We start from the raw sequence: 18,541 nt of genomic DNA, 5'->3' as shown, positions 1-18,541 counted from the left end.
CAGTGCTCCCCCTCATCTCGGCGCCTCTGGCAGCGCTCTCCGTCGCCCTCTACCGCCGCGCACGCCGCGCCGAGGCCTCGCGCCGCCAGAGGCGCCGTTTGCACCGGCTGGGCCGCTACGCCGCGCTCTCGGCCGCGTACGTCGTCGAGCCCTCGGACGCGCTCGCCCCGTCGATGGCCGCGGCGCGTGTGCTCGGCCTCTCGCCCGACGAGGCGTGCGCCGAGGCCGAGGTGTTCCGCGCGCTGAACGCGGCGGAGCTGCCGACGCTGCGGGCCTCTGGCGCCGAGATCCCGCTCGTCTCCGGTGGCGACGGTCGGCCGTTCCTCGCGCCGCCAGAGGCGCTACCCGACCGCTTGGCCGTGGCGTGGCTCCGCTCTGCTCTGGCGGACACGATCCTCAGCGCGACGCTCCGCGACGTCGAGGGGGTCGTCGCGACGGCGCCCATCGGCGGCAGCGCGAGCGTGCGTGCGCGGGCGCGGGTCGTTGGCGAGCGGGGTACCGACGGGCGGACGGTAGGCGGACGGTAGGGGCCTTTGGCGGACGGTCGCGGACGGTAGGGGTTTGGGCGACCGTCCGCCTCAGAACCGGCGTTTGCAGCGCCAGAGGCTTCGTTTTGAGGGGGGCTGAGACGGGGCGGACGGTAGGGACGGTAGATCGCGCCCATGTTCTGCATGGGTGCCCTCCAGGGAACCCCCACCGGAATGGCACGAGGGTTGCCTTACGCCTGGCTCACACCCCTAGGTACCCGAATGGTCCCCGACCTCACCGCTTCCTCCTGCACCCACCATCCCCACGCCGAGCGAGCGCTCCGCCTCGCGGTCGCAGTCGTCGATAGGCTCGTCTCCGAGCCTATCGCGTCTGGAGTCGGTCCGCCTGTCAGCTATAGTGGGGGCCACGGCATCGAGCTCGGACCCGAGAGCTGCCTCGTCTGGTACCGCGCCCTCGTGCTCGGTCACGATCGCCACGCCTCCGACATCATTGAGGTGCGGCACGAGCCTCTGGAGAGGTACCGCCGCGAGAACACCGAGCACGTGGGGGCCGTCTTCGCGCGCGGCGCATTCGAGGAGCAAGAGGGCCCCGGCCTCTGGCGCGCCGTCGTCTTTAAGGACGGCGGGTGGCTCGGCGACCTCGGGACGTTCGCGTTGAGGTTTGGGGCTGCGTAGGCGGGCCGCTGGCGCACCCCATCGCCTAGCTTCCTCGTGTCGGCTCGCACTCCCACGGCAACGACGCCGGAGCCCACTCCCGCCCGCTCGGCTGGCACGGTCGCCAGCCGCAGCGGGCGCCTTCGCTCTACGACACAGCGTCAGCGGTTTCGGTGGCGCCCGAAGGCGCCCCTGTCGGCGCATGGAGCCCACGACGCCTCGTGCTCGCGTTCTACACGTTCTTGGATCCGGTTGGTCTCGCGCACCGTCCGGTTGAACGCTGACATGAACGAGCCGCCATCCTCAGCGGTGCGCGGCCCAAGGCCGACGACGCCGATAAACTCCGCGCTGATGTAGTACGCCTCCCATGCGATTTCGCGCACGGCCGGCTCTGTCGTGACCTCTGCTATCCTCACGAGCGGTTCCATTTCCGATAGGACGGCGAGCGCTTTCCCGACTTGGTCCGACAGCTCCTGTAGGCCTTTTCCCTGTTCCGAGTTGCGCGGCGTGAGCTCGGTCGCGACCTCAAGGGTCCTGTAGACGGATCGGTATTCCTCTAGCCACGCCGCGAGAGAATCCGCCGGCGGCGCGCAGGTGTCTTGGGCATGAGCGAGCGTGGGAAGCGCCAGCGCGGTGAGGCAGAGTGCGGAGAGCAGAAGCCGATTCATCAGAGAAGCCTCTTTCTGGTGGAGGAGTGGAGTCTACGGTCTGCCGCGCTCGCACAGGCCTCACGCCAGAGGCTCCGCACGTACCGCCTCTGGCGGCACCGCACAGCAGCGAGGAACGGGGGGCCAGATCTGCTGTTTGTCCCTGCCACGAACGCTAGAGCCTTGCCGTCCACTCACCCCTACGAAGACGCATTCCCTTCCCCCCTGGACACGCTCAACTTTGAGCGCGGAGAGCTTCAGGGCGCGCTGGAGACCGGGCTGCTCGTCCTGGACGCGAACGTCCTCCTCGCGCTATACGGCAAGACGGCCCAGACGCAGAACGCCATCGCGGGGCTGTTCGTCCAGGCGCACGAGGCCGGGCGGCTCGTGGTGCCTGAGCACTCCTTGAGGGAGTACCTCAGCAACAGGGCCGAGAAGCTCGCGGGCGAGTTGGAGGCGCTGCGCACGCTGAAGTCGAAAGCGGGAAGGGCGAAGGGGGATCAGGACTTGCACCTACCGGACACCTTCGCCCCTTTCGCCCTAGCCGGTCCCGCGAATGATGCGATTGAGCGCCTGAGAGACGCCGACGAGGCGCTCAAGCAAGCAGCGAAGCAAGCTCAGGAATCTCTGGACGAGCTCATCGAGGACGCCGAGGTCGTGATTCGCGAGAAGGACCCCGTGATGGCGATCGTTCAGTCCTTCGCGGATGAAAGCTCTGTAGAGAAGCTGAAGGACACGTACGACGAGGTCGAGAAGGAGGCTAAGACGAGGCTCACACGCCCGCCGCTCGGGGACAAGAAGGACCTGAACAAGCGCAACGGCAACGAGCTCGGGGATTACCTCGTCTGGAAGGCGCTCCTGCAAGCGGCAGAGTCCCGCTCAGCAGACGGCGCGGCGGACACGGTCTTCGTGACGAACGATACCAAGCCCAATTGGTGGGCAGACAAGGGCGATGACGGACCTGTCATGCCACGGGACGAGCTAACCGAGGAATACAGGACGACAACTGGTGGGGGCACGCTTCATCTACTCACGCTTGACGATTACGTCGAGATGATGGACGCAGAAGAGACGGTCGTCGTAGAGCTAAGACAAAGCTCTGAACCAGAGCCCAAGTCAGATCCGGAGTCGGAGGCCGCGATGGACGCTTGGTCGACAGTGATAGATCGAGCGTTTAGGAGTTCATCAACGGCGAGTTCCTCGCTTCTCACACTCGCCATTAGGCTAAAAAGGGCGAAAGAAGATCCTGATGTGTCACAGGAAGACATTGCAGGCCTGGAAGCGGAGTACAACAAAGCGTTTACGAACTATCTCTTGTTTAAGAACATGCAGAGGAGAGGGCATACGCCAGATTGATCAGGCACAGCAGCGCTTGCCTCTGCGAAAGGCACGGGATGGAGGTAGGCAGATACAGTAGCGCCCCGCCAGAACGTGTCCAGCGGGGCGCAGTGGCATCGGGGAACGTGGCGCCCTCTTTTGGCGCGGAGCGCTTCTCTCAGTCGGCGGAAGTAGCAGTCCGGGCAGCGGTCGCGGCCTCTGGCGGGGCGGCGGCAGTCCGGGCACGCGCGCACCCGGACCGCCCTCGCTGTTGCAGCGCTCACGCCGGGGCGTACCAGCCCGTCGGCGCGCCCGCCGTCGTCACGTAGGCCGACCCCGGCGGCTCGGTCCCGATGGAGTCGGGCTTGGCGAGCAGCCGCGCCATCGCGACGGTCTCGGCGGCGGCCGCGAGCTTCTCCCCGACCTCGTAGGCCAGCTCGTGCGCGTGCTGCCAGAACGCCCGCGCGACGGCCTCGGCACCGGCGGCGAAGACGGCGGGGTGGACGGTGTAGGCGCGGCGCCTGCGCAAGGGCGCCGACGGGTCCTCGCGGTTGTACGCCGTCTCGTCTTCGGTGTCGAAGAGCAGCGAGGGGACCGGCGACCCGAACGGGATGTGGAAGACGGTGTCGGTGAGCGCGCACCGGCGCTCCTCGGTCATCCCCGCTTTCTTCGCCGCGTCTCGCCTGCGCTCCCAATGCTTCGTCTCCCACTCGCTCGCGCCCTTGCCGGGGTGCGAGGCGCCGGGCACGAAGCCGAGCCGCGGGCGCGACGGCTGAGACGACGGGACGTAGGACTCGGCGTACACGTCGGCCGCAGGCGCGGTCTGCGCGAGCTCGGCGAGGGCGCAGAGGAGGGGGCCGACCGGGGCGTCGTCGTCGGTGCCGCCGGCGAGGCGCCACGCATCGACGGCGCCGCCGGTGGCGCCCGCAGCGTCGAACGGCTCGGCGAGCCACGCGGGCACCTCCGGCGTCTCGACGATCCAGGCGAGCGCGTGCGCGACGACCTCGGGGGGGCTCTCGCCCGCGAGGCGGATGCGGTCGGCCGCGGCCTCGCCGACGAACCGGTGCGGGTGCTCGCCCTTCTCGGCGGCGTCGGCCATGCGGCGGAAGACGACCTGAGCCGCGGGCGGGAGCGAGGCGAAGAGGCGCGCGGCTGTGGCGTCCGCGGCGGTGACGCCAGAGGCCTCTGGCGTGGCCCGTGTGGTCTTCTTCGGGGTGGTCTTGGTCTTGGGCATCGGTGTGGATGCTGCGCCGAGACCGGCGGCGCAACCTCGCAGCCCGAGGCTCCGTAGGTTTGCGCCGATCCGGCTTCGGCTGGTGGAACCGATGGCTCGCCCCTCTTGCTTGGTTGTTGGAGGGCGGGCCGTCGGCGTGTTTGGGCGGTATGCCCGGTGCCAGGCGTCAGAGGTGACGCCGAGCGATGAAGTTCAGCCTACGCGGTAGAGCGGGCCTTCGAGTGACGCGCCAGTCAGTGCTCGAATGATGTCGAGTTGAAGAGCGGCGACCTTCGATCCTGTCTCCCGCCGCGCGCCAGAGACGGCGGAGCGGGACGGAGGCTTATCCCGATCAGAGACCCGTTCAGCTATCAGCGCCGCGGTCTCGTCTAGGGTAAGACGGGCCTCGGCAATCGCTGACTCACAAGCCGCCCGTAGGCCCTCCGAGTCGAGAATGGTTCCACTCTTGGGAGGCTTCGAGGTTGGAGCTGGAGGCATGAAAGCAGGTGGATGGTCGGAGCTGTAGGCTACGGGAACGGGCGGCAGCATGTCAAGCCGACAGCCGAATAAAAATGCACCTATCAGCCGTAATTAGTTCGGCTGATAGCTTGACAAATGAAGCTGTGGGCTGTACCTTGGAATCACCAACCAAGCCGCCTGAAAGGGCACCAGACATGCCCCGCACCGCTCCGCTCTCCGCCTCCGACTTCGACGCGCTCCACACCTCGCACGACGCGCCAGAGGCCGCCCCTGAGTGCTCCTACTGCGGAGCCGAAGACGCCCCGCTCTTCCCCGTCCACGGCGAGACGCTCTGCCGCGCCTGCCTCCGCGAGTTGGAGGCCGAGCGCGCCGCGGACTACCTCGCGAGCGCCCCCTCTCACGCCACCTACAGCGTAGCCCGCCGCGCACAGTCCGAGCGCTTCGACCCGAAGACGGCGCACATCGTCGCGCGCTTCCTCACGCGCCCCGAGGCCGACCAGCTCTCGCGCATCCTCCGCGAGTCCGAGCCCGACGCGGTGTTCACGACCTTCGCCTCGCCTCTGGCGGATCAGATGGAGGCCGCGCTCGCGCCAGAGGCCATCACACCCGAGGCCCGCGCGGTCGCAGCCTCCGGCTCCGAGGCCCGCGAGGGACTGGAGGCGCCCGCTGTGGCCGGTGCGGTCGCGGACGGTGCCGTCTTCGCCCGGCTCACGCGCGAGGACGCCGTCGAGGCCGACGCCGCCGACGTGTACGCGCACTGGGTCGCCACGGGCGCCACCTTCCCGCTCGGCCTCAAGATGGAGCGGAGCGAGGCCTACAGCGTCCGCGCGGGCGCGTCCTCGCTCCGCATCCCGTCCAAGCTCTCCGGCGTCTCCGGCTTGCAGGGCCGCATCGCGACGGCCGCGGCCCATGTGGAGGCCTCTGGCGCCGCTCCGCTCCCCACGGTCCTGCACGTGACGCCAGAGGGCGATGGGCAGCCCTCGCGCATCGCGGTCCTCGCGGCGCCCCACGGAGACAACCGAGACGAGACGCGCGCCCGCCGCGGCGCGGTCCTCGTCGGCTACATCCAACAGAAGCACGCGGCGTGGCTCGGCCCGCTCCTCCGGGCCTCTGGCGCCGGGACGGTCACGCGCGAGGGCACCCCGGTTCGGGTCCGCATCACGGCCGTGACCGGCGGCACAGCGGAGCGCACGACGCGCGGGGTCAACGTCGAGATCCTCGGCGTGGCGAACGCCGTGCGCGGCCTCTGGCGCGAAGCCGAGCGCGAGATGATCGAAGAGGAGGCTTACGCGAGCGGGAGCCGGGCGGCCGTCGAGGCGGCGATGGTGTAACCGAAGCGGACGGGGCGCCGTAGCCTGGCGCCCCGCTCCTGGCCGTACCGATGGAAGAGAACACGCTCGCGATCCGCCTCGCCAGTCGCTACGAAGCGTCGACGCCCGTGCGCGCGCTCGTGCAACTCATCCCGTTCGGGATCGGATCGGCGGCCGACGTCGCCATCGTCGGCAAGCTAGAAGCCATCCGAGAGGACCGAGCCCGGACGTTTTTAGACGGCCTCGCGCTCGGCCAGGTGGAGCTCACATCGGAGGTCATCGAGTCGGAAGACTTCCTCCATGCCTTCTTCTCTACCTACGCTGCGGCGATGCGGGCGCGTCGCAGAGAGAAGACCAGGCTTTTGGCCGATCTCCTTCTAGGGGCGGTCCGAGAAGACGCCATCGCTGGCAGCGACGAATACGAGGAGTTGGTCTCGACGCTCGACTCGCTCTCTTACCGTGAGATCAGAGTCCTCGCGATCCTCGACGCGCACGAGTCAGAAAACGAGAGGGGGGACGAGGATGTGGACGTCTGGTTCGGGCGACACAAGGAGGCCGCCGAGGGGGAGATCTGCGCTGAGCTAGACGTGAGCGCCGATGCCATCCCTGGAGTCATGCGGCGGCTCGCTCGGTCGGCATTTGTGCTCGAGCCCGGGGTGCTCTACCGCGAGAGCGACCGTACCTATTCGGTGTTCTCGGATTGGGAGGTGTACTACCTGTCCGACCGCTATCACAGGCTAACAGGCCTGCTTCGAAGCGGGAGAAGCCACGCCGTGTAGAGCCTCTGGCGCCAGAGGCCTACGTGTCTGCAGACACGCTAGGAGACCGTTCATCGCCCAACACGACATCGTGACCGAGATCCTCACCGCTCTTCTGCTTTTCGTGACGGCGTGGTACGCGTGGACCACCAGGCGGATTTTGCTCGCGAACGAAGCGGCGGTAGAGGCCATGCGTGAGCAGAGCGAGGCCCTGACCAGGCCGCACGTCATCGTCGAGACCTTCAATGAGGGGGCGACGTACTACCTCCGTGTGCGGAACGGAGGCACGACAGTAGCTCACGATCTACGGCTCCAGATGGACCGCTCTTTCCACCAGTGGGGCAGAGACGGCCGGGACATCTCGGCCTCTCAGCTGTTTACTGTAGGTACAGCCTCGTTCTCACCAGGGTCTGAGATCGTTTACGGTCTCGGCGTCGGACACGACCTGTTCAGAGACGACTCGCTCCGCGACGCGATGCCGGTGCAATTTTCCGTCACAGCGACCTACCGCTTCGGCAGCCGCACCGTCGAGGAGAAGACCACGATCGACCTGGAGCAGTACCGCGGGATGATGCTCCACTGGTCTCCGTTGGAGAAGGAACTCAAAGGGATCCGGGAGGCGCTCGAAAAGCAGAACAGTGAGCTTCGGCAGCTGCAGGACCTAGCACGCGATCAGTCCTGCAAGTCGCCTGGATTGATCACGCAAAACAGCGAGGCGGGAGGGCGCGTCCGCGCTTCGTGGTCCTCGACCCTCTCGGCGGTTCGGTCTGCTATCTCGGCCGTCACCGCGCGCCGTTGAACGAGCCGCCCTGTGTTCAATCTCGCGTCACCCGAGACCGATCAGCTGCGCCGAGATGCTCCCCGCCAGTTGCTTCACGACTGCGAGCCCAGCGGAGCCACCGACCTTCGCGAGCCCCTTCTTCGTCTGCCGGTACACTTCAGGGCTGCGGACGGAGTCGAGGTAGTCCGCGCCGTCGTGCGTGAGACGCGCGACGTACCAATCGAGGTAGGCCGTCCCGTTGCTCCCAAAGGTCTGGCCGACGACGAACCCGGCATCGAGCATGAGGTCGACGTGGTAGCCGCTGGCGGCGATGGTGAGGTCGTCGTCTCGGTCGCGGTGGAAGCCGAGGGAGTCGAGTTGCACTCCCGGTCCGTTGGCTTCCACGGCAAAAAGGATCTCCCGGATCAGGTCGAGGTCTCGCCTCATCCGTCCACGCCCGCCGGTCCGACCGTCACGACCCCGCCGCCAGAGGCGAATGCGACCAGCTCGGCCCGGCGCAGCGCGTCGAGCGCCTCGCGCGTGGACTCAGCCGAGAGTCCGCACTTCTTTCCGGCATCGAGGACCTCCGCGTCACTGAACCCGCCGCCGGGTCCCGGCATCGGCAGCCGCCGCCAGAGGTCCGCCGCGCCAGAGGCCTCCGCCTCGGCCGCCTGCAGGAACGGCGGGACGCCCCCCGGGTCGGCCGCCCATCCGCCCGCGTCTCGCGCGCGCCTGCGCCGCTCCTGCCCGGTGCGGTAGTCCGCGAGCTCGCGCGAGGCCTCTGGCGTGAGCGAGGCCGCGAGGGCAGGGGGGAGGGATCGGAGGTGAGCAGGCGTCTTCGGCATCGGTCTGGCGGTCAGGAGCCAACGAACCTACGCAAGGCGCCTGCACTTTTACCCAGCGTGCCAGAGGACAGAGCCACTGGCCTTGAGCAGTTCGTCCGACTCGTCTTCCGCGCCGAGCATCCACACGATGCCCTGCTCCTCTTGCCAACGCTCGGCTTGGCGCTCCTTGCCGAAGGCGAGCGGATGCGGGTGCTCCACCCGGAAGACAGGGAGTTCGAGCCTGACGGTAGCTCGCTCCTTGAAACCGTACTCCGCCCACTCCCTCACGTCGACAGTCTCGCCGATGAGAGAGAGCGGCGCGCGACCGCGCATCTCCTCTTCGGGCAGCGTCATGATCACGCCGAGACCTGGAAAGGCGAACTCGCAACCAGCCCACGCCCACCCTTTACCGTTGGCCGAGAACATGGAGGCGAAAGACGCCGCACGATACGTGTTCGACTTGTTGAGGTAGAGCGACGGGCGAGGCGCGTCCGACGGCAGCGGCTCCTCTCCGTAGCGCACAAACTCTCGGATCGCATCATTCGACTCGGTGCGGCCGGGTCTACACAGCGAGAGGAACGTGAGGTAAAACTGCCGTGCGATACGCTGAGGGTAGACGTTCTCAGCCTCGACGTAGGCGCGGCTCCCCGCTGTGACCAGCTTCCCTGAGCGGCGCACCCGCTTCGCGAACTCGCTGAATTCGGTTCCGACTTGCACGCCGAGCCTGTTGTTGCACCTCTGACAGAGAGACCGGATGCTGAGCCCCCCGTAGACCGTGTGCGAGTTGTCGTACTGGCCGCTCTTGTGCCCGTAGGCCTGAGCCTTCATTCTCACCCTGTTGCCCGTGCTCTGAGGCGGCACGTGCTCCGGGCTGTCGGCCGGCCTCTTTAGGCATACTTGGCAGACGTGCCACGTAGTAGGAGGGGCCTCTGGCGTGAGCGCCTCGCGGTCTGGACCCTCCGAGGGTTGGCCGTCGAGCATCGCGATGATGGTAAATGATGGTGTGAGCGAGCGCGAGAGGCAGCACCATCATCGGCGCATGGTGCTCTACGGCTGCTCCTCCTGAGACTTCCTGACTTGGTCGAGCATCATCGCGCTCAGGGAGGCGACGAGGGCTTGGACTCCAGCCTGCGTTCCGTACTGAGCCGTGATCGCGACGACAACAAAGGCGAGCCACCCGAGATAGACCTCCATGAAGAGAGCCTTAGCTGCAGGCTCCGCTCTGACACCCTTGACGCCGAGATCCACTGCGCCATCGTGAGCCGGTTCGGACTCCCGGTCCGGTTTCAGAGCGGCCGAGATGGCTTCTGTCTCTCCTGTCTCGATCGCTTCGAGGACCCGCGTATTGGCCTCGTTCACCCACTCAAGGGGCGAGATCGCCTGAGCGAACTGGCCTCCGAAGGGTAGCTCACCGTTGGCCGCCCGAATTGCCTCGCTCGCGACCTGCATCTGCCGCGCCAGAGGCGCAAAAGCGGACTCAAGTGCCGTGCCCACTCCGGCGGAGACGCCTATAACATCTTCTGGACGGCCAGCGGTCTGGACGGCTGCGAGCGCCTTCGCGGCGTCGAGGGCAGAGAGGGAGAGCATTGGCACCGTTGCGATCCTGCCCACCTCGGCGAACGTCTCCGCCAGAGCCCGGTTGCTCGCGTTGATCCTCTGGAGCGACGAGCCGAGGGAGGAGAAGTCGGGCAGATCCGTGAGCGGGTGCGAGGCCGCGGCGAGCTGCTCTCGTACGAGCCGCATCGTCTCCGCTAGGCCGCCCGTTCCCATCAGGTCATGAAGGCTCATGTCGAGGCCCGTGTGCTCGGTGTGGACCCGGCCCCGGATCAGGCGTTTCGGGCGATTGTTGTACCCATGTTGTACCGCCGGAGGCATACCCCCTTGGCGCGCAAGACCTTACGGCCTGGTAGTGTGGGCGGTCAGGGACTCGAACCCCGGACCCCTTCGGTGTAAACGAAGTGCTCTAACCAACTGAGCTAACCGCCCGACAAAAAATCCGCCTCTGGCGCCAGAGGCGACCAGGGGGCGGGAAACGGGATTCGAACCCGCGACCTCCAGCTTGGGAAGCTGATGCTCTACCAACTGAGCTATTCCCGCGCTCGGCGCCTCCAGGTACGGGTCGGGACCCGTTTGGAGGGGCGCCCAAGGTACGCCTGCGGCGGCGCGCGGGGCAAGACGCCTGGTGTGCGAAGTCAAACCGGCTTCACGGAGCGCACGCGGCGGCCCTGTATCTTGCGCCCCGGCCGTCCCGCCCGCCGCTTGTCTAGCGGCAGCTCGCCTCCGCGCACTTCCGCGCGCCGTGAGCCCGAGGACGGCTTTTTTGTCGCAGGGCCGTGATCACGCCCCGCCCCGACCTCCCCGACCGATGAAGCGCACCTACCAGCCCAGCCGACGCAAGCGCGCCAACAAGCACGGCTTCCGTTCCAAGATGGCGACCAAGAATGGCCGCAGCCTCCTCGCGCGTCGCCGCGCGAAGGGCCGTCACAAGCTGACCATCAGCGACGCCAAGCCGGGCAAGTGAGTCCGGCGGGCCGCCCGCCAGAGGCCGACCCGCACGCCTCGGGCACGAGTGCCGACGGGGCCAGCGCCCACGAGGCCCGCGCCTCTGGCGCTGCGGAGACCTTCCCGCGTACGCGGCGGCTCAAGCGGCGGCGGCTTATCCGCCCGCTCTTCGACCGGCGCCGGACCGACGTGTCCAGCCTCGCCGTCGGCGTGGTGCGGCTCAAGTGGCGGCTCGTGCCGCAAGAGGCCACCGGTGAGCGCACGCCGTTCCAAGTCGGCTTCGCGCCCGGGCGCCGCGCCCGCACCAACGCCGGCCGCACGACGCTCCGGCGGCACCTCCGCGAGACCTTCCGGCGGCACCAGCACGGCCTCTTCGCCGCGATGGAGCTCCACCCCGGGCAGGCGCTCACGCTGATGCTGCTCTTCCGGGGCAACGAGGCCACCGCCTCCGCCGACCTCCGCCGCGACCTTCCTCTCGCGCTCGACCGCCTCGCGCGGCGCCTCGCCTCTGGCGGCCGGCGCGCGCCAGAGGCCGCCCGTCCCGCCTCTGGCGAGACCGAGCGCACCCCGGACGCCGCCGCGCCGTAGCGACGGCTCCCGCTCCCTACCCCCGCTTTCCGTGGAATCTCAGGGCCTCGACCGCAGTGCCGTATTCGGCATCCTGCTGATCTCGCTCCTCCTCCTCGTCTGGATGCTCACCCAGACGCCCCGCCCGGAGGACGAGGCGACCGTGGACCAAACCGCGGAGGCGGTCGAAGCCGCCGGCGAGCCGTCCATCGGGCCGGCGCCAGAGGCCGACGAGTCCATCGCGCTCCGCGCGCCGACGGACTCCCTCTTCGCAGGTGCCACCGGCGGCACCACGCGCGAGGTCGTCGTGCTCTCGGATCGCCAGAGGGCGACGTTCTCCACGCGCGGCGGCACGTTCCGCTCGCTCCAGCTCCTGCGGTACAGCAACGCCGTCACAGGCGAGCCGGTCGAGTTGATCGCGGACTCCGTGGGCGCGTTCGCCCTCGGCTTCAACCCGCCGCAGGGCGCGTACGTGGACACGCGGACGCTGAACTTCCAGCCCGTCGTGGACGGCGGCGTGTTCGAGGGCGACACGTTGCGCGTGACCGACGCGCCGCGCGAGATCGCGTTTGAGGCACCCATCGGGACAGGCGCGCTCCGCCTCGTCTACACCTTCTCGCCCGACGAGTACGAGGTCGGCTTCCGCGTCGAAACGCCCGGGACGGACATCCTCCAGCAGGGCAACGGCTACGACGTGACGTGGGACGGCGCGCTGCCTCTGGCGGAGGGCGACGCTCAGCAGGAGACCACGCAGGCCGGCGCTTACATGCGCTACGGCGGCGATACGAGCGTGCTGCGCCTGAGCGAAGAGGGCACGCTGGAGCCGCTCGACGCGACCGGCCAGATCCAGTGGGTGGCGGTCAAGACCAAGTTCTTCCTCGCCTCCATCCTCCCCGGCGAGGGGACGGAGACCTCTGGCGCCCGCCTCACGGCGGCACAGATCGGCGAGGCTGACGGCGGCGAGTTCGCGCAGGACTACACCGCCACGATGGAGATGCCCGCCCTCGGGGCGAACCAGAAGGCGGAGTTCACGCTCTACATGGGACCCGTCGAGCTCCGGCGGCTGGCGGCGCTGGACCTGTACGACGTCGTGGACTTCGGCTTCGGCGAGACCATCACGCGGCCCATCGCGCGCTACCTCATCGCGCCGACGATCAACTTCCTGACGGGGATCATCTCTAGCTTCGGGCTTGCGATCCTCGTCTTCGCGCTTCTGGTCAAGCTCCTCCTGTGGCCGCTGACGGCCGCGAGCTACAAGAACGCGGCGAAGATGCGCGAGCTGCAGCCCAAGATGGCCGCCATCAAGGAGAAGTACGGGGACGACCCGCAGAAGCAGCAGGAGGCGACGATGAAGATGTACAAGGAGGAGAAGGTGAACCCGCTCGGCGGGTGTCTCCCGATGCTCCTTCAGTACCCCATCCTCATCAGCCTCTGGCGCTACTTCCAGAGCACGCTCGTCCTCCGGCAACAGGGCTTCCTCTGGGCGGCCGACCTCTCGGCCCCAGACCCCATCCTGCACCTGCCGTTTACGATCCCGTTCTACGGCGACTTCGTGGCAGGCTTCACGCTGCTCATGGGGCTCTCCATGATCGTGCAGATGAAGGTGTCCATGAGCGGCAGCACCGCGATGGGCGGGCAGCAGAAGGTCATCATGTACATGATGCCGCTGATGTTCTTCGTCTTCTTCAACCGCTTCCCGTCCGGCCTGAGCCTGTACTACCTCGGGTTCAACTTCCTGTCCATCATCCAGCAGCGCCTGGTGAACAAGCAGGTTCACGACGCTGCGGTCAACGGCACGGCGGAGCCGAAGACGAACGGCAAGGCGTCCTCGAACGGGAAGGCCAAAGCCGGCAAGCCGTCCATGGCAGGCAAGAAGCGGAAAAAGAACAGCGGCTCGTTCACGTCGTCCGTCATCGCCGACGCCAAGCGCGCGCGCGACCGGAAGAACAAGAAGTAGCCGCCTCTGGCGCCAGAGGCCGCGTTCTTTCCGAAGAAGCAAGGCCGCTGACTTCCACTTCTCAAGCCCCAGACGTGTCCCCCGAACGAACGCGAGGGGTCTAGCCGCAAGCGACTCCGTGCTCGCTTCAGGCCACGGAGCCTCTGGCCCGTAGATCCCTCGTCGCTCCGCTTCCTTCGGGATGACTGCAGGAAGGGGCGTGCGTTCACCTGAAGCCGTGAGAGGGCAACGACACCGCATGCACCACCCCGACACCATCGCCGCGCTCGCGACCGCCAGAGGCGAGAGCGCTCTCGCGGTTGTCCGCGTTAGCGGGCCTCTGGCGCTGGAGGTGGCGTCCAGCCGGTTTACGAACGCGAAGCTGGCCGATGCGCCGAGCCACACCGCGCACGTCGGCTGGGTGACCAACGCCAGAGGCGAGCGCGTGGATCAGGCCGTCGCCACGGTCTTTCGGGGCCCGACAAGCGCGACGGGCGAGGACGTGGTGGAGCTGACCACGCACGGAGGGACCGCGGCGCCGCAGGCGGTTCTCCGGGCCCTTCTGGACGCGGGGGTGCGGCTAGCGGAGCCCGGCGAGTTCACCCAGCGCGCTTTTCTCGCGGGCAAGCTGGACCTCGCGCAGGCCGAGGCCATCGCCGACCTCATCCACGCCCGTAGTACCGCCGCGGCGCGCTCGGCCGCTAGAGGCATCGAGGGTCGCACGTCGGGCGCGCTGGCGACGATCAAGGACCGGCTCGTCGAAACCGCCGCGCTCGTCGAGCTAGAACTGGACTTTTCCGACGAGGACGTGGAGTTCGCGGACCGCGAGACGCTGGTGCGCCTGCTAGGGGAGGCCTCTGGCGAGATCGCAGCGCTGCTCTCGACGGCACGACTGGGAGCGTTCGTGCGCGACGGCGTGCGCGTCGTCCTGGGCGGACGCCCGAACGCCGGCAAGAGCACGCTGCTCAACGCGCTCGTGGAACGCGACCGCGCGATCGTGAGCGAGGTGGCGGGGACCACGCGCGATTCCGTGGAGGCCGAGCGCGAGATCGACGGGCTCCTGTTCCGCTTCGTGGATACGGCGGGGCTACGCGAGACCGAGGACGCGATCGAGGCCGAGGGCGTGCGCCGCTCGCGAGAAGCCGCCGGGGGCGCCGATGTGCTCGTCTACGTCGCAGACGCGCGAACGGGCCTGGACGCGCAAGAGGCCGCGTTCCTAGCAGATCTGACCGCGCGGCGCCCGGACCTGCCCATCGTGCACGTCGCCAACAAAGCGGACCTCTTGGCCTCTGGTGGGGCGCCGAACGGGCAGGCTGGCAGCGCGTCCCCACAGAACGTTGGTGCGCCAGAGGCCCTCGCTCTTTCGGCACATCGCGCTCTGACCGATCCCGCCGCGCTCGATGGCCTACGCCAGAGGCTTCTCAGCATCGTACGCGCGGGGGAGTCCGAGGCGGAGAGCAGCGTGATTGTGACGAACGAGCGGCACCGGCAACTGCTCGCGCAGGCGCACGAGGCCGTCGGGCGGGCGCAATCGCAACTCGAAGCGGGCGCCAGCGGCGACCTCCTCGCGCTGGACCTACGCGCGGCGCTGGACGCGCTGGGACGCATCACCGGCGCGGTCACAGCCGACGACGTGCTGGGCGCCGTGTTTGGGCGCTTCTGCATCGGGAAGTAGCGCGCAGGCGCCGACCCCGCCGGGCCGAGCAGCGCCGGAGGCCTCTGGCGCCAGAGGCTTTTGTCCTATCCTCAGGCGCACCTTCTACTTGTGACCATGAGACGGCTCCTTCTTCTCCTCTCGCTCGCCGCGCTCGCGCTGCCCGCCCGCGCCCAGGCGCCAGAGGCGGACCCGGCCGACGTCGGCACGATTAGCGCGATCCTCGATGCGGTCTACGACGTCATTTCCGGACCCGCGACGGAGGCGCGAGACTGGGATCGGTTTCGCTCCCTTCTGCACCCCGAGGCGCGGCTGATTCCGCTCGGCCAGCGTCCGGATTCCTCGTGGGCGCCGGCGGTGATCTGGAGCGTGGAGGACTACGTGGCCTATGGCTCCAACGCCTTCGCGAACGCGCCTCTCTTCCAGGGAAAGGGGTTTTACGAGGTGGAGTCCGCGCGCCGCATCGAGCGCTACGCGCACCTCGCGCACGCTTGGAGCACCTACGAAAGCCGTCTGGACCCAGATGAGGAGCCGTTTGCCCGAGGCATCAACAGCTTCCAACTCGTCCACGATGGTGCCCGCTGGTGGGTGCTGGCCATCACGTGGGAGCAAGAGTCGCCCGCGACGCCCATTCCCGCGCCGTACCTGCCGGAGTAGCCTCTGGCGCCAGGGGCTTCTCCCGGGCAGGGGCGGGACCCTCCGGGCGGGTGCGATGTTGGTGGCGTAACAGTCCCGTAACACGCCATGCTCGAAGATCCCCTCGCCCTGTTCGGCCGCCTCGGCGCCGCGCTCGCCATCGGCCTGCTCGTGGGCACGCAGCGCGAGTTCCAGCACCGCAACGAAGCCGACGACGGCTCCGAGGCCCCTGGCGCCAGAGGCGGGCCCATCGCGGGGATCCGGACGTTCCCGCTCGTGGCGCTGGCCGGGGGGCTCGCGGCGGTGCTCGGCGGCTTGTTCAACAGCCCGCTCTTGGTCGGCATCGTGGTCCTGATCGTTGGCGCGATGGCGGTCGTGGCGTACCGCGCGGGGAGCGCCAGAGGCGACCTGGGGCTGACGACCGAGGTCGCGCTCGTGGTGACGGCCCTGGCGGGCGCGTTGTGCGTGGCCGGGCCTCTGGCGGTGGCCGCCGGCGCGGGCGTCGCGATGGCGGTCTTGCTGGAGTTGAAGCCCGAGGCGCGCCGCTTTGTGCGCGCACTGGACGATGAGGACATCTCGGCCGCACTCAAGTTCGCCGCCGTCAGTGCCCTCATCCTCCCCATCCTACCCGACGAGACGTATGGGCCGGCACCGTTCAACGTCGTGAGTCCGTTCAAGGTGTGGCTCATGGTCGTGTTCATCTCCGGGATCTCGTTCCTGGGCTACGTCCTGGTCCAGGTGGTGGGGCCTAAGCGCGGCGTCGGGATCACGGGCATCGTAGGCGGGCTGGCGTCCAGCACGGCGGTGACGCTCTCGTTCGCAGAGAGGAGCCAGAACCAGGCAAAGCTGGCGGCGGCGCTGGCCCTCGGCATCGTGCTCGCGTGGACGGTGATGTTCGCGCGAGTCCTCGTAGAGGCCGGCGCAGTCAACCCGGCGCTTCTGGCGGTGGTCTGGCCCGCGATCGTGGCCGGCGGCGCGGCAGGCCTGCTGTACGCGGGCGTGCTCTGGTGGCGCTCCCGTGGCGATAGCGAGACGCCAGAGGAAGGCGAGCGGCAGTTCACCAACCCCTTCGAGCTCAAGAGCGCCCTCGCCTTTGGCGCCCTCTATGCGCTCATCCTCGTCGGCTCCAAGGCCGCCGAGATGTACCTCGGGACGGCGGGCATCTACGCCTCCGCCATCGCCAGCGGCCTAGCCGACGTGGACGCGGTCACGCTCACGATGGCGGAGCTGAGCAGGCCGGGCGGGAGCCTCTCCGTCGAGACGGCCTCTCGCGCCGTCGTCCTCGCCGCCGCGAGCAACACCGTCGTCAAGGGCGGCATCGTGCTCTCCATCGGCGCGGGCGCGATGAAAAAGGCCATCTTGCCCGGCGTCGCCGCCATCCTCGCCGCGATGCTCGTCGTCGGCTTCCTGTTCTAGACGCGCCTCTGGCGCCAGAGGCGCGCGATGATGCGGTTCATCCACCTCAACCACACGAACCCAGCGCTGTGGCCAGGGCTGTAGCCTCTGATGCTATATTTTCGGGATGAAGTTGCGTTTGTATATGCTCGCTCTCGTTGTCCTCGTAGGCTGTGATACAGCTTCGGATCCACCGACACCGAGTAGGCTGGAGCCGATTTCCAGCGACTACCAGTCCCTAATCGTCGAGACTCTGAGGCAGACGTCGCTGACCGCTCGCGTTGTGTCAGAGTTAGGTGCGGGAGTCGAGGGCGTGGCGGTCTCGTTCCAAGTGACGAGCGGCGACGCCGAGATGCTGCAAGAGACTGTGATGACAGATCTAGACGGCCATGCGGTCGCGTTGCTACGCGCTGGGTCAGACGTTGGCGAGATCACGGTGCGTGCCACGACGAGTGTGCTGCCAGGCGCAGATGTCACGTTTTTGCTCACCGCTCGCGTTCCCTCAGACATCCTCGTCAAGTTGAGAGCCGAGATTGGAAGTCTCGAACTCGACCGGGAGCGCGGTTTGCTCTACGCGACTCTGACGCACGTGAATGAGCTCGTAGTGATCTCGGCCGAAGACGGCACGGTTGTGCGGCGGATCTCGCTACCCAATCCTGCGGGCAGGGTGCACCTCAACGCTACTGGCGAGCGCCTGTACGTAGGAGTCCGTGACGGCACGGTGCGCGTTTTCGATGCCGAGACGCTTGTTCAACTCCATAGCGTCTCCGTGCAGTCGTGGACGGGCGATGAGCGTACTTACGACGTGGTAGAGGTGGCGCAGGACCGTATCGCGGTCACCGCCAATCCGAGAAGCGAAGGGTCATCGTATGTCGGGCTGGTGGATTTCTCCACGACGCCTGTGACAGGCGTACGGCTCGCGCCCTTGGAGATGATCCGATTCAACCCCAAGCTCCAGCTTTCGCCCGACCGCACTCGATTCTACGTGAGTGATTATCTGACAGCGATGTTCGTATTTACGCTCGGAGATACTCCTGCGTTCAGCCGGAAGATTCGACATCCGGGCCTCTGGATTAGGGACTATAGCCTGAGCACGGACGGCTCGCGCCTGCACTATTGGGGCGGTCAAGTTTTAGACTCGAAGACTCTTGAGGTCGTCGGTATGATAGACGAAGGCATCCCTGCGGTGGATCCAGCCAGCGATCTCGTCTATGTCGCGGGGTCCAGCGGTGTCAGTAGCTACCGAGGGCTGGAGAAGCAGGGCCGCACGGAGATTTCGCTGCCAACACCACAAGACCATCAAGTGTGGGTCGAGCGAGGAGCAGCCTACGTTCTTGCGTGCCCGCTCCGGTCCTGCACCACGATTTTTTCGGTCAGCATTAAATAGCGACGCCTCTGGC

Annotated in this window: 19 protein-coding genes and 2 tRNA genes; 13 read left to right on the top strand and 8 right to left on the bottom strand. The window is 67.7% G+C overall.

Translation table 11 applies throughout. The annotated features are described in order from the left end of the window. The first annotated feature begins 2 nt into the window (after positions 1-2). Together BSZ36_RS14065 and BSZ36_RS14060 are read left to right on the top strand one after the other, a co-directional pair. Positions 3-527: a hypothetical protein gene (locus tag BSZ36_RS14065; RefSeq protein ID WP_094550040.1), complete on the top strand. Its 525-nt coding sequence runs from the start codon at positions 3-5 to the stop codon at positions 525-527. 222 nt (positions 528-749) lie between these two features. After that, positions 750-1,163: a hypothetical protein gene (locus BSZ36_RS14060; RefSeq protein ID WP_094550038.1), complete on the top strand. Its 414-nt coding sequence runs from the start codon at positions 750-752 to the stop codon at positions 1,161-1,163. 140 nt (positions 1,164-1,303) lie between these two features. Here BSZ36_RS14060 and BSZ36_RS14055 read toward each other — a convergent pair whose 3' ends face one another. Beyond that, positions 1,304-1,810 carry a hypothetical protein gene (locus BSZ36_RS14055; RefSeq protein ID WP_094550036.1) on the bottom strand — a complete coding sequence of 169 codons (507 nt, stop codon included), beginning with the start codon at positions 1,808-1,810 and terminating at the stop codon, positions 1,304-1,306. A gap of 162 nt (positions 1,811-1,972) precedes the next feature. Between BSZ36_RS14055 and BSZ36_RS14050 the strand changes: the two genes are divergently transcribed. Beyond that, positions 1,973-3,145, top strand: a complete 1,173-nt coding sequence (locus BSZ36_RS14050; RefSeq protein ID WP_094550034.1) for a PIN-like domain-containing protein — start codon at positions 1,973-1,975, stop codon at positions 3,143-3,145. A 241-nt stretch (positions 3,146-3,386) separates the two neighbouring features. On the opposite strand, the gene BSZ36_RS14045 is transcribed toward BSZ36_RS14050, so the two are convergent. Further along, the gene (locus BSZ36_RS14045; protein ID WP_094550032.1) at positions 3,387-4,340 is read right to left on the bottom strand and encodes a hypothetical protein; all 954 of its coding nucleotides are present in this window, start codon (positions 4,338-4,340) and stop codon (positions 3,387-3,389) included. 653 nt (positions 4,341-4,993) lie between these two features. On the opposite strand from BSZ36_RS14045, the gene BSZ36_RS14040 reads away from it, so the two are divergent. The 3 genes from BSZ36_RS14040 to BSZ36_RS14030 all read left to right on the top strand — a co-directional run bounded on the left by BSZ36_RS14040 (position 4,994) and on the right by BSZ36_RS14030 (position 7,666). Further along, the gene (locus BSZ36_RS14040; protein ID WP_094550030.1) at positions 4,994-6,130 is read left to right on the top strand and encodes a hypothetical protein; all 1,137 of its coding nucleotides are present in this window, start codon (positions 4,994-4,996) and stop codon (positions 6,128-6,130) included. Positions 6,131-6,180: 50 nt separating this feature from the next. After that, on the top strand, positions 6,181-6,888 hold the full coding sequence (locus tag BSZ36_RS14035; RefSeq protein ID WP_094550028.1) for a hypothetical protein: 708 nt from the start codon (positions 6,181-6,183) through the stop codon (positions 6,886-6,888). A 70-nt stretch (positions 6,889-6,958) separates the two neighbouring features. Continuing rightward, positions 6,959-7,666, top strand: a complete 708-nt coding sequence (locus tag BSZ36_RS14030) for a hypothetical protein (protein WP_094550026.1) — start codon at positions 6,959-6,961, stop codon at positions 7,664-7,666. Positions 7,667-7,693: 27 nt separating this feature from the next. Here BSZ36_RS14030 and BSZ36_RS14025 read toward each other — a convergent pair whose 3' ends face one another. From BSZ36_RS14025 to BSZ36_RS14000, 6 genes are all read right to left on the bottom strand, one after another. Next, positions 7,694-8,074 (bottom strand): DUF2513 domain-containing protein, encoded by a 381-nt coding sequence (locus BSZ36_RS14025; protein ID WP_094550024.1) that lies wholly within the window; start codon positions 8,072-8,074, stop codon positions 7,694-7,696. Beyond that, positions 8,071-8,472 carry a hypothetical protein gene (locus BSZ36_RS14020; protein ID WP_094550022.1) on the bottom strand — a complete coding sequence of 134 codons (402 nt, stop codon included), beginning with the start codon at positions 8,470-8,472 and terminating at the stop codon, positions 8,071-8,073. Before BSZ36_RS14020 ends, BSZ36_RS14025 begins: the two co-directional genes overlap by 4 nt. Before the next feature lie 48 nt (positions 8,473-8,520). Then, complete coding sequence (locus BSZ36_RS14015; RefSeq protein WP_143536906.1) at positions 8,521-9,432, bottom strand: hypothetical protein; 912 nt, start codon at positions 9,430-9,432, stop codon at positions 8,521-8,523. A gap of 66 nt (positions 9,433-9,498) precedes the next feature. After that, positions 9,499-10,239 (bottom strand): hypothetical protein, encoded by a 741-nt coding sequence (locus BSZ36_RS14010; RefSeq protein WP_143536905.1) that lies wholly within the window; start codon positions 10,237-10,239, stop codon positions 9,499-9,501. A gap of 124 nt (positions 10,240-10,363) precedes the next feature. Next, positions 10,364-10,437: transfer RNA gene (locus tag BSZ36_RS14005), tRNA-Val, on the bottom strand. Positions 10,438-10,475: 38 nt separating this feature from the next. Continuing rightward, positions 10,476-10,548: transfer RNA gene (locus tag BSZ36_RS14000), tRNA-Gly, on the bottom strand. Between the two features lie 268 nt (positions 10,549-10,816). Between BSZ36_RS14000 and rpmH the strand changes: the two genes are divergently transcribed. The 7 genes from rpmH to BSZ36_RS13965 all read left to right on the top strand — a co-directional run bounded on the left by rpmH (position 10,817) and on the right by BSZ36_RS13965 (position 18,528). Beyond that, on the top strand, positions 10,817-10,972 hold the full coding sequence (rpmH, locus tag BSZ36_RS13995; protein WP_094550016.1) for a 50S ribosomal protein L34: 156 nt from the start codon (positions 10,817-10,819) through the stop codon (positions 10,970-10,972). Next, entirely contained in the window at positions 10,969-11,541 is a 573-nt protein-coding gene (locus BSZ36_RS13990; RefSeq protein WP_179271203.1) for a ribonuclease P protein component, read from the top strand. The genes rpmH and BSZ36_RS13990 overlap by 4 nt, the downstream gene beginning before the upstream one ends. A 31-nt stretch (positions 11,542-11,572) precedes the next feature. Next, entirely contained in the window at positions 11,573-13,477 is a 1,905-nt protein-coding gene (yidC, locus tag BSZ36_RS13985) for a membrane protein insertase YidC (RefSeq protein WP_094550014.1), read from the top strand. Positions 13,478-13,715: 238 nt separating this feature from the next. Further along, positions 13,716-15,131, top strand: coding sequence for a tRNA uridine-5-carboxymethylaminomethyl(34) synthesis GTPase MnmE (gene mnmE / locus BSZ36_RS13980; protein ID WP_094550012.1), 1,416 nt, complete (start codon positions 13,716-13,718; stop codon positions 15,129-15,131). A 96-nt stretch (positions 15,132-15,227) separates the two neighbouring features. Further along, a complete protein-coding gene (locus tag BSZ36_RS13975; protein ID WP_218827674.1) occupies positions 15,228-15,767 on the top strand; it encodes a hypothetical protein in 540 nt (179 codons plus the stop codon). A gap of 87 nt (positions 15,768-15,854) precedes the next feature. Further along, complete coding sequence (locus BSZ36_RS13970; protein WP_094550010.1) at positions 15,855-17,162, top strand: MgtC/SapB family protein; 1,308 nt, start codon at positions 15,855-15,857, stop codon at positions 17,160-17,162. Positions 17,163-17,286: 124 nt separating this feature from the next. Next, positions 17,287-18,528: a hypothetical protein gene (locus tag BSZ36_RS13965; protein WP_179271202.1), complete on the top strand. Its 1,242-nt coding sequence runs from the start codon at positions 17,287-17,289 to the stop codon at positions 18,526-18,528. The last annotated feature ends 13 nt before the right edge of the window (positions 18,529-18,541 follow it).

It is taken from the genome of Rubricoccus marinus, assembly GCF_002257665.1.
Lineage (GTDB): Bacteria > Bacteroidota > Rhodothermia > Rhodothermales > Rubricoccaceae > Rubricoccus > Rubricoccus marinus.
This window is presented reverse-complemented; position numbering and strand designations above follow the sequence as displayed.